Source organism: Bacteroides celer, from assembly GCF_002632415.2.
Taxonomy (GTDB): Bacteria; Bacteroidota; Bacteroidia; order Bacteroidales; family Bacteroidaceae; genus Bacteroides.
Genome location: NZ_CP178209.1, coordinates 3069663 through 3086121, shown reverse-complemented (window position 1 = coordinate 3086121; position 16459 = coordinate 3069663). Strand labels below are relative to the sequence as shown.

At 39.3% G+C, this 16459-nt stretch carries 13 protein-coding genes; 10 read left to right on the top strand and 3 right to left on the bottom strand.

Translation table 11 applies throughout. The features are described from left to right. Positions 1-5: 5 nt before the first annotated feature. The 4 genes from xylA to CJF29_RS12375 all read left to right on the top strand — a co-directional run bounded on the left by xylA (position 6) and on the right by CJF29_RS12375 (position 4505). On the top strand, positions 6-1322 hold the full coding sequence (gene xylA, locus CJF29_RS12390) for a xylose isomerase (RefSeq protein WP_074560423.1): 1317 nt from the start codon (positions 6-8) through the stop codon (positions 1320-1322). Between the two features lie 138 nt (positions 1323-1460). Then, the gene (gene xylE / locus CJF29_RS12385) at positions 1461-2915 is read left to right on the top strand and encodes a D-xylose transporter XylE (RefSeq protein ID WP_099147314.1); all 1455 of its coding nucleotides are present in this window, start codon (positions 1461-1463) and stop codon (positions 2913-2915) included. A gap of 242 nt (positions 2916-3157) precedes the next feature. Then, complete coding sequence (locus tag CJF29_RS12380) at positions 3158-4027, top strand: agmatine deiminase family protein (RefSeq protein ID WP_004309347.1); 870 nt, start codon at positions 3158-3160, stop codon at positions 4025-4027. A 7-nt stretch (positions 4028-4034) separates the two neighbouring features. Next, positions 4035-4505 (top strand): 5' nucleotidase, NT5C type, encoded by a 471-nt coding sequence (locus tag CJF29_RS12375; protein WP_004309348.1) that lies wholly within the window; start codon positions 4035-4037, stop codon positions 4503-4505. 92 nt (positions 4506-4597) lie between these two features. Here the strand turns inward: CJF29_RS12375 and CJF29_RS12370 are convergent, their stop codons facing one another. After that, positions 4598-5572: an IS982 family transposase gene (locus CJF29_RS12370; RefSeq protein WP_004310694.1), complete on the bottom strand. Its 975-nt coding sequence runs from the start codon at positions 5570-5572 to the stop codon at positions 4598-4600. A 47-nt stretch (positions 5573-5619) separates the two neighbouring features. Between CJF29_RS12370 and CJF29_RS12365 the strand changes: the two genes are divergently transcribed. Then, positions 5620-6357 (top strand): hypothetical protein, encoded by a 738-nt coding sequence (locus tag CJF29_RS12365; protein WP_008022456.1) that lies wholly within the window; start codon positions 5620-5622, stop codon positions 6355-6357. 46 nt (positions 6358-6403) lie between these two features. On the opposite strand, the gene CJF29_RS12360 is transcribed toward CJF29_RS12365, so the two are convergent. Beyond that, positions 6404-7234 carry an AraC family transcriptional regulator gene (locus CJF29_RS12360; RefSeq protein WP_255299390.1) on the bottom strand — a complete coding sequence of 277 codons (831 nt, stop codon included), beginning with the start codon at positions 7232-7234 and terminating at the stop codon, positions 6404-6406. A gap of 604 nt (positions 7235-7838) precedes the next feature. Between CJF29_RS12360 and CJF29_RS12355 the strand changes: the two genes are divergently transcribed. Then, positions 7839-9377 carry a carbon-nitrogen hydrolase family protein gene (locus CJF29_RS12355; RefSeq protein ID WP_074558559.1) on the top strand — a complete coding sequence of 513 codons (1539 nt, stop codon included), beginning with the start codon at positions 7839-7841 and terminating at the stop codon, positions 9375-9377. Positions 9378-9473: 96 nt separating this feature from the next. Here the strand turns inward: CJF29_RS12355 and CJF29_RS12350 are convergent, their stop codons facing one another. Further along, positions 9474-10523, bottom strand: a complete 1050-nt coding sequence (locus CJF29_RS12350; RefSeq protein WP_099147028.1) for a DUF2776 domain-containing protein — start codon at positions 10521-10523, stop codon at positions 9474-9476. A 209-nt stretch (positions 10524-10732) separates the two neighbouring features. On the opposite strand from CJF29_RS12350, the gene ileS reads away from it, so the two are divergent. From ileS to CJF29_RS12330, 4 genes are all read left to right on the top strand, one after another. Then, the gene (gene ileS / locus CJF29_RS12345; protein ID WP_099147029.1) at positions 10733-14221 is read left to right on the top strand and encodes an isoleucine--tRNA ligase; all 3489 of its coding nucleotides are present in this window, start codon (positions 10733-10735) and stop codon (positions 14219-14221) included. Between the two features lie 36 nt (positions 14222-14257). Further along, the gene (locus CJF29_RS12340) at positions 14258-14638 is read left to right on the top strand and encodes a TraR/DksA family transcriptional regulator (RefSeq protein ID WP_099147030.1); all 381 of its coding nucleotides are present in this window, start codon (positions 14258-14260) and stop codon (positions 14636-14638) included. Positions 14639-14735: 97 nt separating this feature from the next. Continuing rightward, on the top strand, positions 14736-15392 hold the full coding sequence (locus CJF29_RS12335; RefSeq protein WP_004295884.1) for a lipoprotein signal peptidase: 657 nt from the start codon (positions 14736-14738) through the stop codon (positions 15390-15392). Beyond that, positions 15382-16458 carry a DUF4296 domain-containing protein gene (locus tag CJF29_RS12330; RefSeq protein WP_032846274.1) on the top strand — a complete coding sequence of 359 codons (1077 nt, stop codon included), beginning with the start codon at positions 15382-15384 and terminating at the stop codon, positions 16456-16458. Before CJF29_RS12335 ends, CJF29_RS12330 begins: the two co-directional genes overlap by 11 nt. The last annotated feature ends 1 nt before the right edge of the window (position 16459 follow it).

The window sequence follows — 16459 nt, the reverse complement described above, 5'->3', positions numbered from 1 at the left end:
GAATTATGACAACAAAAGAATTTTTCCCGGGAATTGAAAAGATTAAGTTCGAAGGTAAAGATAGTAAAAATCCGATGGCATTCCGTTACTACGATGCTGAAAAGGTTATCAACGGTAAGAAGATGAAAGATTGGTTGAGATTTGCTATGGCATGGTGGCATACTTTGTGTGCTGAAGGTGGCGACCAATTCGGTGGCGGAACAAAACAATTCCCTTGGAATAGTAATGCTGACGCCATACAAGCTGCAAAAGATAAAATGGATGCAGGTTTCGAATTCATGCAGAAAATGGGTATCGAATACTACTGTTTCCACGATGTAGACTTGGTTTCTGAAGGTGCAAGCATCGAAGAATACGAAGCTAACTTGAAAGCAATCGTAGCTTATGCAAAACAGAAACAAGCTGAAACTGGCATCAAACTGTTGTGGGGTACTGCCAACGTATTTGGCCATGCACGTTATATGAACGGTGCTGCTACTAACCCTGATTTTGACGTAGTAGCTCGTGCTGCTGTTCAGATCAAGAATGCAATCGATGCAACTATTGAACTGGGTGGTCAGAACTATGTATTCTGGGGTGGCCGTGAAGGCTATATGTCTCTTCTGAATACAGATCAGAAACGTGAAAAAGAACACCTGGCAAAAATGCTGACCATCGCTCGTGATTATGCTCGTGCCCGTGGTTTCAAAGGTACTTTCCTGATTGAACCGAAACCGATGGAACCGACAAAACATCAGTATGATGTAGATACAGAAACAGTAATCGGATTCCTGAAAGCTCATGGCTTGGATAAAGATTTCAAAGTGAACATTGAAGTAAACCACGCAACTTTGGCTGGTCACACTTTCGAACACGAATTGGCAGTAGCAGTAGACAACGGCATGTTGGGTTCTATCGACGCTAACCGTGGTGATTATCAGAATGGTTGGGATACAGACCAATTCCCGATTGACAACTACGAATTGACACAAGCTATGATGCAAATAATCCGCAACGGCGGCTTGGGTAACGGTGGAACAAACTTCGACGCTAAAACTCGTCGTAACTCTACTGACCTGGAAGATATCTTCATCGCTCACATCGCAGGTATGGATGCTATGGCTCGTGCATTGGAAAGTGCAGCTGCTTTGCTGAACGAATCTCCCTATAAGAAAATGTTGGCTGACCGTTACGCTTCATTCGATGGTGGTAAAGGTAAAGAATTTGAAGATGGCAAGTTGACTTTGGAAGATGTAGTTGCTTATGCAAAAGCAAACGGTGAACCGAAACAGACTAGCGGTAAACAAGAACTTTATGAAGCAATTCTGAATATGTATTGCTAATTAACCCCACCACAGATTACACGGATTGTCACAGATTGATTTTCTTCTCTCTTATTTTGAATTTTATCTGTGTCAATCTGTGAAATCTGTGGTGATATAAATCCAACTACTACAACACTACTTTATCTACTTATAACCATGATTAATACAACGAACGAGGGTAGTAAACTCTACCTATATTCGATAACCTCTGTCGCCATTTTGGGAGGACTGCTTTTCGGATACGATACAGCGGTTATTTCCGGTGCAGAGAAAGGCTTGGAGGCTTTTTTTCTTTCGGCCTCTGATTTTCAATACAATAAAGTAATGCATGGAATCACATCTTCCAGTGCATTAATTGGCTGTGTACTGGGTGGTGCTTTGTCCGGTATATTTGCTTCCCGTTTGGGACGTCGTAATTCTCTAAGGCTTGCTGCCGTACTCTTTTTCCTTTCAGCATTAGGTTCTTATTATCCGGAAGTCTTATTCTTCGAATATGGAAAGCCGAACATGGATTTGCTGATTGCTTTTAATTTGTATCGTGTTTTGGGCGGTATCGGTGTTGGACTGGCTTCTGCAGTCTGTCCGATGTATATTGCTGAAATTGCTCCTTCTAATATTCGTGGAACGCTTGTATCGTGTAACCAGTTTGCTATCATCTTCGGTATGTTGGTAGTATACTTCGTGAATTTCCTGATTATGGGCGACCATCAAAATCCTATTATTTTGAAAGATGCAGCCGGTGTACTGTCTGTTAGTGCTGAATCTGATATGTGGACTGTTTATGAAGGATGGCGTTACATGTTCGGTTCGGAAGCTTTCCCTGCCGCTTTCTTCGGTCTGTTATTGTTCTTTGTTCCCAAGACTCCTCGTTATCTTGTATTGATACAGCAAGATGAAAAGGCTTATTCGATCCTTGAAAAGATCAATGGTAAGACAAAAGCACAGGAAATTCTTAATGATATTAAAGCTACTGCTCATGAAAAGACAGAGAAAATCTTTACTTATGGAGTGGCAGTAATTGTGATCGGTATTTTGCTTTCTGTATTCCAACAGGCTATCGGTATTAATGCGGTACTTTATTATGCTCCTCGTATTTTCGAAAATGCAGGTGCAGAAGGAGGTGGTATGATGCAGACAGTTATTATGGGTATTGTAAACATTGTCTTTACATTGGTTGCAATCTTCACTGTAGACCGCTTCGGACGTAAACCACTATTGATAATCGGTTCTATTGGTATGGCTGTAGGTGCATTTGCGGTAGCAATGTGTGATAGCATGGCAATAAAGGGTGTTCTCCCGGTACTTTCAGTGATTGTGTATGCAGCATTCTTTATGATGTCTTGGGGGCCGATTTGCTGGGTGTTGATCTCGGAAATATTCCCGAATACCATCCGTGGTAAAGCGGTAGCAATCGCCGTAGCATTCCAATGGATATTCAATTACATTGTATCTTCTACTTTTCCGGCACTGTACGACTTCAGCCCGATGTTTGCATATAGTTTATATGGCATTATCTGCGTGGCTGCTGCCATCTTCGTTTGGCGTTGGGTACCCGAAACGAAGGGTAAGACACTGGAAGATATGAGCAAACTTTGGAAAAAAGATAAATAAATTAGGTTAGTGTTATTTCATCATGTCATTATGACTTTGGCCTCCTGACATGATTCTATTGAGATTATGACATCATACCAATGGTATGGTGTCATAATTGTTTATATACATATCGTACAGTAAATCAATCTTTTATTTTGCATTAATTGTTTTATCGTTGGTGTTACAATTAATGTTTTTGCATTTTTGAGTAAATATGTTCTCCAATGATGCGCTTATCTTTGCATTATAAAAATTGAAGTATGATAACAGAGCAATATAAAGATACTGTTTATTTTTCGAACCTTTTTGTACGTCACTACCCTAAAGTTTATGAAGAATTATCTAATATTCTTTCTCGCCATCATATAGCGCATGGGACTTTGATGCACACTAAAGATTATTGGTGCCGAGATTATATGCCAATACAGTGGGGAGTTAATACTTATATTCAATTTCGCTATGAACCTGATTATTTGACGGATAAACCACAGTATAAAACTAATATTATTCCCGTACTTAAAGCCACGAGTATCAAGATAGATATTATTCAATCGCCACTTATAGTTGATGGAGGGAATGTTGTTGTGTGTGAGGGAAATTCTAAGTGGGTGGGATCATGTATAAGAGAACGGAAACCAATTATTATCATGACAGAAAAGGTGTTCCAAGAAAATTCGCAGATTGATCAAGGAGAAGTACTGGCAATATTAAAGGCAAACTTTTATGGAGCAGATATTATATTTCTACCATGGGATAGATATGATATCTGTGGTCATACAGATGGAATTGTTCACAATATTGGCGATGGTAAGATTTTGGTCAACTTGAAAGTGTATCCTCAAAAGATAGAACGGGAGATGAGACGTAGATTGAATGACGTTTTTGTAGTTGTGGATTTGAAACTTAGTAAGTATTATGAGAATAGTTGGGCATACATAAATATGCTTCAGACACGTGATATAATCATTGTTCCCGGACTTGGATTATCTACAGATGGAGAGGCTTTAGAACAGATAAAAGAGTTATATCCTTCCTATGAGGGACGAATTTACCAAGTTAATATAGCTCCGATTGTAAAGAAATGGGGAGGTGCATTGAATTGTTTGTCTTGGACTGTGAGTAAATTATAGAAATTATATGATATCAGCATTACCGATTTCCAAACCTATACTTTATATTGATATGGATAATGTTCTGGTTGACTTTCAATCAGGTATTAACAACTTGAGTGAATACGAAAAGAGAGAATATGAAGGACGATATGATGAGGTACCTAATATTTTTGCAAGAATGAGTCCGTATGAAGGAGCAATTAATGCCTACCATCATTTAGTGCGTTTTTATGATGTATATATTCTTTCCACGGCACCTTGGAATAATCCTTCTGCCTGGTCAGATAAACTAATATGGGTGAGAAAATGGTTAGGTACAGATGGTTATAAACGATTAATTCTTAGTCATCATAAAAATTTGAACAAAGGAGACTTTTTGATAGATGATCGCCTCAAAAATGGTGCTGAAAATTTTGGTGGTGAATTAATCTTATTTGGTTCGGAACTGTATCCGAATTGGGACTCTGTTGTTGACTATTTGATATCATCTAAGTGAGAAATAAAAAAGTTGATATATTCGGAACAACTCTTTACTAAAAAGATTATCTTTACCCAAAGAAATATTAATACTATAACCCGTTGGCGGAATTAAATAAGCGCATATTTAAGTCTGCCAATAGGTTTGTTGTTAATGTGGTTTATATATTGAAGGATTGTAAATGCACTTATTTTCCCGAGTATTCTGGTAAACAATCCTACTGTATCTTTAGCATAATTTCTCACTATCATGAACTGATCGCATAGTTGTGAGAAATCCGTTTCGATTCTTTTCCTGGCTTTAGCAAATGGGATGAATGTAGGACTCCAGTCCTTTTGGTTCAGTCTATATGGAACTTCAAGTCTTATATTTGCAGTCTCAAACAAATCCAGTTGCACATTCTTACTAATATATCCTCTATCTCCGAAAATGCTGCAGTCATGATATTCATATCTGATATTTTTAAGATAATTGATATCGTGAACACTTGCTTTTGTCAGGTCAAAGGAATGGATAACTCCACTTAAACCGCAAATAGCGTGTAATTTATATCCATAGTAATAATTCTTCTGAGAGGCACAATATCCGAATGATGGAGCTTTACTATAATCGTTTCTGCCCATTTTACAACGTTTCCCTCTAGCTACCCGGCATACCTCTATAGGTTTTGAATCAATACAGAAATATTCTTCACCACCATCTATCTTCTCAGCTATTCTTTTACGGATAGTGTCGCATAAGGTTGATGTAGTTTTACGCCTGTCATTATACTGGCGTCTTGAAATCAGATTGGGCATTTTATCCTTATACTCAGAAAGTCTAATGAAAAGATTACTTTCACTATCTATACCCATGGCTTCGGATGTAAGGTTCAAAGCTATAACTTCTATATCTGAAAACTTGGGAACAACACCTGGACGAGGAATATTTCCCTTCTCATTTATGAGGTTATCGCCAAATTGCTTGCAAATCTTAAGAATTTTACTGAATATTGTATATAAGTTGTGCATATATTGATGATATATTAAAGGTTTGACCATCTCTAATATACTATAAATCAATAATATGCACAACTTTTTAAACATCAATATATTATCTTTTTAATTCCGCCAACGGGTATACTATAATAATTATGGATACTTTGAAAAAGGAAATTGCAGTTTTAATGCAATGTATTGATTTTAAGGAAATAGAGAAACAGCTTCAAGTAATTAATAAGCTAATAGTCACAAACTATATGTTTGAACTAAGTAATGGGCTACGAATTTACCCTATTGAAGTAGAAGCTTATTTTAAAGATGCAAAATTTAATGATGAGTTTGTGCATGGAAATGAACTGCAAAAAAATAATTATGGAAGATTTTATGTTCATCGTACAGGTATAACAAAGAATTCAAAATTTAAAGGTGGAACAAGAGGAGGTATTGATATTTGTTTATCTGATGACGTTAATGCATATTATGGCATCTTAATAAGAAGTGCTAAGTTTGATGATGGCACAATTAAATTTGGACCGAATAATGTTTTAAAATTTATTGTTGAGGATAAGAATGTAGATTATGATACTTTGGAAAAAGAATCTGTTTTAAAAGAAGCTGTTAAAGATTGCCGTGATGGAGAAAGTAAATCAATCATCATGCATTCTACACGTGTTGGTCTAAGTGACAAGCAAAGTGACGATTTTAAAAACTTGCAATTACGAACGATCATAGGGCCGCTGCTTTCATCTTATGCATATAAAGAAAAGGAAAAGGTATTTAGGAACTATATCGTTAGTGATAACATCTCAAAAGAAGAAGCCGAGAAAATTTCTATTGACATCCTCGGATATTGTCCTAAGTCTTTGATAGAAAGTGTATATCAGGCATGATAGCTACTAATTTTGTATAAGGGTGCAATATCGCCCTTATACAAAATTATTTAACGATTGGAATCCAAACTTCAGTAAGAAGCTCTTTCACATCTGTGTCGGTGGGAGAGTTCAAGTAATGTTCCAGGATTGGAGTTTCTCCTAAGCTATAAAATTGCGGTAATTGTTTCAATATTGTCTCATAAAAGGCATCTAACAATGCATAATCTCCTTGATGGATATAAACTGCGTATGTACCTTGAGGTAAATCCATGTGTTTTATTGGACTAGTAAGAGGGGGATTGGATCTTATTCCTTTTTGAATAGCTATACAAGCGTAAAAACGGCATTTTTCTAATGAGGTAATGTCCGTGTCATCATAAGCTATCCCCCAATAATCTTCCTTATCTAGCAATAAAGAGTTTTCTTTTGCATATTCATATAGGCAGTCCCAAGTGTATGTCTCAAAAGCAACTGTGCTACAAGTGTCATAATTGCCAATATAAGATAAAAATAAGACAGGTATTGTTTCTGATTCCACTATGCGGTAAGGAGAAATATATGAAGGATAAGTATGACTTATTTCCAATAATTTCTTTTGTAGTTCTAGAGGAGTGAGATTGTATTTTTTTTGAAGTGTATTATTTAAAGCTGACTGGTTAGCAAATCCAATATATTCATATATTTCAGCTATACTTTTTTTATTATCTTTGAGTAATTGCTGGGCATATTCCATGCGTGTACGAATGATATATTGATGTAATGTTTCGTTGGTGTAAGCTTTAAACATCAGCTGAAGATTACGAACAGACATACATGCCATTTTAGCTAATTCAGGTATGGATATCAAACGATTGAACTCATCGGCAGTTTTACCTGTCCAATTCTTTTGTATCATGGAATTTAGATAATGAAGAATTGTCTCGATTTGTCCTTGATAGGAGAATTTGTTGGAATTCATATCTTTTCTTTACCTTTTGGGTTACTCTTTTATTTATGATCGATATTCGCAAAGATAGTATTTATATACGCATCCTATATGAAAATGATTCAAAAGTTGATTTTATGACTTCTCATATCGGTTTCTGGCTTAAAAAAATACCTTTGGAAAATCTAATTGTTTTGCCTTTAGAATTTTCCAGACTAGAGAGAAGTGGATAGAAGAAGCAGAATCAAATAAAAGCAGCTATTTTCCGCAACTAAAGCATTGCTTTAGCCTACTTAAAGCACCGCTTTCCTTCTCTTAAAACACTGCTTTTTTCTCTTTCTGTTTAAGCAGCATTCTCTATATATAAGAAACATTTTTTTATCTACTCCTTCATCTTTCTTCTGAATTACCTGTGAATAAGTGTTTTGTGGGTGAAGGAGTGCTTCTTCACCTTTGGAATTTTCAGAAAAAGAGTGCATAAAATAGATAGTATTGTTAATTATTTCTTGGTTTGAAAACACAATTAAAGGAATAGCTATACCTTTGCACTATCTTTTATAAAACACGTATTGTTATGGAACAACATCCGATAAAAATTAATAAAGTGCAGATACGCAATCTGCAAATAGAAGATTATGTACAGTTATCCCAGTCGTTTACCCGCGTCTATTCAGATGGTAGCGATGTGTTTTGGACTCGTGAGCAGATCCAGAAGTTAATTAAGATTTTTCCGGAAGGTCAGATTGTCACAGTAGTCGATGATAAAATAGTTGGTTGTGCTCTTTCTATCATTGTTGATTATGATAAAGTAAAGAACGACCATACGTATGCACAAGTGACAGGGAAGGAAACATTCAATACACATAATCCTGAAGGAAATATCTTGTACGGCATTGAAGTGTTCATTCATCCGGGTTATCGTGGTTTGCGCCTGGCACGTCGTATGTATGAATATCGTAAGGAACTATGCGAAACATTGAACCTGAAAGCTATCATGTTTGGCGGACGTATCCCGAATTATCATAAATATGCTGACAAAATGCGTCCGAAAGAATATATCGAACGAGTGCGTCAACGCGAGATTTATGATCCGGTATTAACTTTTCAGCTATCGAATGATTTTCACGTGCGAAAGGTGATGACCAATTATCTGCCGAATGACGAAGAATCGAAACATTATGCCTGTTTGCTTCAATGGGATAATATCTATTATCAACCACCTACGCAAGAATATATCAGTCCTAAAACTACGGTTCGTGTAGGATTAGTGCAATGGCAGATGCGTAGCTATAAAACGTTGGACGACCTGTTCGAACAAGTAGAATTCTTCGTGGACGCAGTATCCGATTATAAAAGTGATTTTGTTCTTTTCCCGGAATATTTCAATGCTCCTTTGATGTCGAAGTATAATGATAAAGGAGAATCACAGGCTATTCGCGGATTGGCAAAGTATACCGATGAGATTCGGGAACGGTTTATGAATCTGGCTATTAGCTATAATATTAACATTATAACAGGAAGTATGCCATACGTAAAAGAGGATGGGCTACTTTATAATGTCGGTTTCCTTTGCCGACGGGATGGAACCTACGAAATGTACGAGAAATTACACGTTACCCCCGATGAAATAAAAAGCTGGGGACTGAACGGTGGCAAACTTCTGAACACTTTTGATACGGATTGTGCAAAGATCGGAGTTTTAATCTGCTATGATGTGGAATTCCCCGAACTTTCCCGCCTGATGGCAGATCAGGGAATGCAGATATTATTTGTTCCTTTCCTGACAGATACCCAGAATGCCTACTCCCGTGTTCGTGTTTGTGCACAGGCGCGTGCTATTGAAAATGAATGTTTTGTAGTCATTGCCGGAAGTGTCGGAAATCTTCCCCGTGTGCACAATATGGATATTCAATATGCTCAATCGGGTGTGTTTACCCCATGCGATTTTGCTTTTCCAACGGACGGAAAGAGGGCAGAAGCAACTCCTAACACAGAAATGATTTTGGTATCGGATGTTGATCTGGATTTGTTGAACGAACTGCATACGTATGGTAGTGTACGTAACTTGAAAGACCGCAGGAATGACCTCTATGAGGTTAGATTCAAAAAATAAAAGAGTGACGCTATGCTGTCAAGATAGCGTCACTATGTGCCTTGGATAGCGTCACTATCCGGGGCATATAGTGACGCCCTTTTTATAGAATATTTTTTATTTGGAAGACGTGCCGCTCTCCAATATACTAACGATAGAAAACAGCGTAAAGCATATCGCTCCGAGCCCTGATAAAACACGTGCCGGAATGAAGTAATCTGCATTTACGGTGGCAAGCTCGAATACAAAAGCCGCTAAAAACAGACAAGCCAATGCAGTCAATACCCGAATTAAAGGAATACGATTGGCGAGTTTGAACTCATGTCGCCAGATTTTAGCCAAAAGAATGACTTTACTGGAAATACTGTAACAGACTAAACCTAGTCCAAGCATGATATATCCGGTAGTACCGTTGGCGCTGCCTGAATCGGCTAAGATTATAAAAAATCCCCAGATAAAAGAAATGGAGCCCATCAATAAAACGAGTTTGGGCCATTGTGAACGTTCTTTTTCTGAATATACATTGCGTATCTGACGGGCTATAGTAGCTACCAATGCGATCAGACTGGTACAAATGCAGGCAAGCCCTGCCATTACATGACCAGCTACAAAATAAGCCGGATGCACATGGCTGTTAGCCAATAAAACAAACGCCCATATCCATGCGATAAGAGAAATGAGAATGACAATGATTTCCAATGCCCGTTCCTGACCTAAAGAAAATGCGCCTTCAGGAACTTCATTGCCCGTACCTCTGGAATTTCCCGGAATCAAAGAAAAACGGGTAGAGGAGGTGGCAGCAGTGGCTACACAGCCTGTAATAAAACCTACGCCGGTTATTACATGGCCTGCCACAAAAGCTGAAGTACCGTCGGCATTACTGAAAACACAGATACCTCCGATTATAGTCACTATAGCTGCCAGATAACCGAGTATCGGTAAACCGTACTTCGCAGCTTGATTATATGTATGTATGATTTGCCGGATAATAGTGGCAGCCGTGCAGAACAGCGCAATGCATATCATACCTAATGAGAATATCACAGGGCCCGCTACAACACGACCGCCGGCATCTCCATAACCATAAATGAACGCTCCGTATCCGAAGCAAAAAATAGCCATCACCAAAGGGATTGCCCTGAATAAAATACTAATTCCATAATTCATAAGTTAAGTGTTTTTAGGTTTCCCACTAAAACAAGGAGATACCTGTTTTGTTTAGGCTGTAGGCGGTTTATAATCGTTAACTTCACACGAATCCGATTAAAAGTCTTAGCTTTTTGCTCAACTAAACAAATGTTTTTGTAAATTTGCACCCTTAAAAATGGGGATACCCCTCAAATTGTAAATTGTAAATAGTAAAATCGTAGACAGCTATGGGTAAGAGATTTACTGAATATTCGCAGTTTGACCTTTCGCAGGTAAACAAAGATGTGCTGAAGAAATGGGACGAGAACCAGGTTTTCGCCAAGAGTATGACAGAACGTGATGGCTGTCCTTCGTTCGTGTTTTTCGAAGGACCTCCCTCGGCTAATGGTATGCCGGGTATTCACCATGTAATGGCTCGTACCATTAAGGACATTTTCTGCCGTTACAAAACGATGAAGGGTTATCAGGTGAAGCGTAAAGCCGGATGGGATACGCACGGACTGCCTGTGGAACTAAGTGTAGAAAAAGCATTAGGTATCACAAAAGAAGATATTGGTAAGAAAATCTCTGTTGCCGACTACAATGCGGCTTGCCGGAAGGACGTGATGAAATATACCAAGGAGTGGGAAGACCTGACTCATCAGATGGGATACTGGGTGGACATGAAGCATCCTTATATCACGTATGATAATCGTTATATTGAAACACTGTGGTGGCTATTGAAGCAACTGCATAAAAAAGGATTGTTGTATAAAGGATATACGATCCAACCGTATTCACCGGCTGCAGGAACAGGATTGAGCTCACATGAGTTGAATCAACCGGGCTGTTATCGGGACGTAAAAGATACAACAGCCGTTGCCCAATTTAAAATGAAGAATCCTAAACCGGAAATGACGGAATGGGGAACTCCTTATTTTATCGCTTGGACAACTACTCCGTGGACATTGCCTTCAAATACGGCTCTTTGTGTGGGACCGAAGATTGACTATGTGGCTGTACAGTCTTACAACGCTTATACCGGAGAACCTATAACAGTGGTTCTGGCAAAAGCTTTATTGAATGTACATTTCAATGCAAAAGCTGCTGATCTGAAATTGGAGGACTACAAAGCCGGAGATAAACTTGTACCGTTTAAAGTGATTGCCGAATACAAAGGCACTGATCTTGTCGGTATGGAATATGAGCAGTTGATCCCTTGGGTGAAACCGGTTGAGGTAGCGGAAGATGGTAGCTGGAAGGCTAGTGATAAGGCTTTCCGTGTGATATTGGGAGATTATGTAACTACAGAAGATGGTACAGGTATCGTTCACATTGCACCTACCTTTGGTGCGGACGATGCGAATGTGGCACGTGCTGCAGGAATCCCGTCACTGTTCATGATTAATAAGAAAGGTGAAACTCGTCCGATGGTAGATCTGACAGGTAAGTTCTATCTATTGGATGAGCTGGATGAGAATTTCGTAAAAGAATGTGTTGATGTAGATAAATACAAAGAATATCAGGGTGCTTGGGTGAAAAACGCCTACAATCCTGAATTCATGGTAGATGGTAAGTTTGATGAGAAAGCTGCGCAAGCTGCCGAATCTTTGGATATTGTCATTGCCATGATGATGAAAGCAGACAACAAGGCTTTCAAGATAGAAAAGCATGTCCACAATTATCCGCACTGCTGGCGTACAGACAAACCGGTGCTTTATTATCCGTTGGATAGCTGGTTTATCCGTTCTACCGCTTGCAAGGAACGAATGATGGAATTGAATAAGACCATCAACTGGAAACCGGAATCTACCGGAACCGGCCGTTTCGGTAAGTGGCTGGAAAATCTGAATGACTGGAACCTTAGCCGTTCCCGTTATTGGGGTACTCCATTGCCTATCTGGCGTACGGAAGATAATACGGATGAGATATGCATCGAATCTGTAGAAGAGCTTTATAATGAAATCGATAAATCGGTAGCAGCCGGATTTATGAAATCCAATCCATACAAGGATAAAGGTTTCGTGCCGGGCCAATATTCGGAAGAAAATTATGATAAAATAGATCTTCACCGTCCTTATGTAGACGACATCATATTGGTATCAAAAGATGGCCAACCGATGAAGCGTGAATCAGACTTGATTGATGTATGGTTCGATTCGGGTGCTATGCCTTATGCGCAGATACATTATCCGTTCGAAAATAAAGAACTATTGGATAGCCGTCAGGTATATCCGGCTGACTTTATCGCAGAAGGGGTAGACCAGACACGTGGTTGGTTCTTTACCTTGCATGCTATCGCTACGATGGTATTTGACAGTGTGTCATACAAGGCTGTTATTTCTAACGGTCTGGTGCTCGATAAGAACGGCAACAAGATGTCTAAACGTCTGAATAACGCTGTCGATCCGTTTACTACGATTGAAAAGTATGGTTCCGACCCGTTGCGTTGGTACATGATTACCAATTCTTCTCCGTGGGATAACCTGAAATTTGACGTTGAAGGAGTGGAAGAGGTTCGTCGTAAATTCTTCGGTACCTTATATAATACGTATTCATTCTTTGCGCTTTATGCGAATGTAGACGGATTTGAGTATAAAGAAGCGGATGTACCGATGGCAGAACGTCCGGAGATCGACCGCTGGATCTTGTCTGTATTGAATACATTAATAAAGGAGGTAGATACATGCTATAATGAATATGAGCCGACAAAGGCAGGACGTTTGATTTCTGATTTTGTGAATGATAATTTGTCCAACTGGTATGTTCGCCTGAATCGTAAACGTTTCTGGGGTGGTGAATTTACACAGGATAAATTGTCTGCTTATCAGACATTGTATACTTGTCTCGAAACAGTTGCCAAATTGATGTCTCCTATATCTCCGTTCTATGCAGACCGGTTGTACACGGACTTGATTACAGCAACAGGACGCGACAGTGTCGTTTCTGTTCACCTTGCCGAATTCCCGAAATATCAGGAAGAAATGATAGACAAGGAATTGGAAGCCCGCATGCAAATGGCACAGGATGTTACATCTATGGTGTTGGCATTGCGTCGTAAGGTGAATATCAAGGTACGCCAACCACTGCAGTGTATCATGGTTCCGGTAGTAGATGAAGAGCAGAAAGCTCATATCGAAGCTGTGAAGAACCTGATTATGAACGAAGTGAACGTGAAAGAAGTCAGATTCGTTGATGGTGCGGCCGGTGTATTGGTGAAGAAAGTGAAATGTGACTTTAAGAAACTGGGTCCGAAGTTCGGCAAGCAAATGAAAGCGGTAGCCGCTGCGGTTGCAGAAATGTCACAGGAAGCAATCGGTGAATTGGAGAAGAACGGAAAGTATACATTAAATCTGGATGGTGCGGAAGCTGTTATCGAAGCATCAGACGTCGAGATCTTTAGTGAGGATATTCCGGGATGGTTGGTTGCCAACGAAGGTAAACTGACTGTAGCACTTGAAGTTACTGTTACCGAGGAATTGCGTCGTGAGGGTATTGCCCGTGAATTGGTGAACCGTATTCAGAATATACGTAAGTCAAGCGGCTTCGAGATTACAGACAAAATAAAAATAACAATCTCGAAAAATACGCAAACAGATGATGCGGTAAATGAATATAATACTTATATTTGTAACCAAGTTTTAGGCACATCTCTGGAACTTGTAGATGAAGTGAAAGACGGAACAATGCTGGAGTTTGATGACTTCTCACTGTTTGTAAACGTGATAAAAGACTAATACTATATTGATTAACCTTTTTAAAATTGTAAAATTATGGCAGAAAAGACTAGATATTCGGATGCGGAACTCGAGGAATTCCGTGCCATTATTATGGAGAAACTGGAATTGGCACAACGTGACTATGAACAGTTGAAGAAAAGTTTGATGGGACTGGACGGTAATGATACCGACGATACATCTCCTACGTATAAAGTATTGGAAGAAGGAGCTAACACGCTCTCCAAGGAAGAAACAACCCGCCTGGCACAACGTCAGCTGAAGTTTATCCAAGGATTACAAGCTGCTTTGGTACGTATTGAGAACAAAACGTACGGCATTTGCCGTGAAACCGGAAAATTGATTCCGGTAGAGCGTCTGCGTGCTGTTCCTCATGCTACATTAAGCATTGAAGCAAAGAACAGTGGTAAAAAATAACAGATAGCAAGTAGGCTACAGGTAACGAGCTACAAGTAGCTGCGCAAAGTTTACGCACGGCACTTGTAGCTCGTTATGTTTAACTTATAATAAACACATGAAGAAACTATTCACGAAGGGGAGAATTGCCCTTCTCGTTATCTTTTCCGTATTGATTATTGACCAGATCATCAAGGTCTGGATTAAAACTCACATGTACTGGCACGAAAGTATACGTGTGACCGATTGGTTTTATATCTATTTCACCGAAAACAACGGGATGGCTTTCGGTATGGAAATCTTCGGCAAGTTATTCCTGACAACATTCCGCATTGTTGCAGTGGCATTGATAGGGTGGTATCTCTATAAAATAATAAAGAAAGGGTTCAAAACAGGTTATATCGTCTGTGTGGCTCTTATTCTGACCGGTGCTTTGGGGAACATCATAGATAGCGTGTTCTATGGAGTTATTTTCAATGAAAGCACTCATTCGCAGATTGCCAGTTTCATGCCCGAAGGTGGTGGATATTCTACCTGGTTTTACGGAAAAGTGGTGGATATGTTTTACTTTCCGATTATAGATACAAACTGGCCTACATGGATGCCGTTTGTGGGTGGAGAGCATTTTATATTCTTTAGTCCGATCTTTAATTTTGCGGATGCCGCTATCAGTTGCGGTATCATTGCCTTGTTACTCTTTTATAGTAAATATTTGAATGAGTCTTATCATTCGCTGGATAAAGATAAAAAGGAAGCTACGGATCATGAAAAATAAATTTCGGTTTCATCTGTGTCTCATCTGCATGTTCGTTTTTGCGGTAGCCGGGTGTAAAGTGAAAAGACCCAGTGATGTAATCTCGGAATCGAAGATGGAGAATTTGCTGTATGATTATCATGTGGCAAAGTCTATGGGAGATAATTTGCCTTATAGTGAAAACTATAAGAAAGCATTGTATATCGACGCCGTTTTCAAGAAATACGGGACTACACAAGCTGCATTTGACTCATCCATGGTTTGGTATACCCGTAACACAGAGATTTTATCGAAAATTTATGATAAGGTGAAAAAACGCTTGAAAGACGAACAGGAACTTGTTGGCGACCTGATAGCCAAGCGTGATAAGAAACCGAAAATGACTAAGCAGGGTGATAGCATCGATGTCTGGCCGTGGCAGCGTATGGTACGTTTGACCGGTGAAATGATGGATAATCAATATGTATTTACTTTGCCGACCGACTCTAACTACAAAGACCGGGATACACTGGTATGGGAAGTGCGGTATCGTTTCTTGGAGCCGATGCTTGCCGACTCTTTAAGAGGTGTCACTATGGCTATGCAGGTGATTTATGAGAAAGATACGATCAATCATTGGAAAACGGTGACTGAACCGGGTGTGCAACAAATTCGTTTGTTTGCAGACACATTAGGTTCGATGAAAGAAATAAAAGGGTTCATTTATTATCCGATGGATAGCCAGGAAAAAGGCGGGGCAGTATTGGCCGACCGCTTCATGATGACTCGTTATCATTGTACGGATACGCTCGCATTTGCCGTACGCGATTCTTTGAATAAGATAGAAGCATTGAAAGCGGATTCTTTGAAGAAGATAGCTACTAAAGAAAATGCCGACTCTTTACATAAGGTCATAGACAAGAATAAAGATGACATTCAGCGTCTAACACCGGAAGAGATGAACCGTCGTCGTACGGGAACTCATCGTGAGAAGAAGCCGGAGCAGATTCAGGTGGAACAGCATATCCAAAAGGAACGGATAGAGCAAAGAAAAGAACGCCAGATGAATCAACGCAGGCAGCAACAACAAAGACGTTCAAACAACTGAT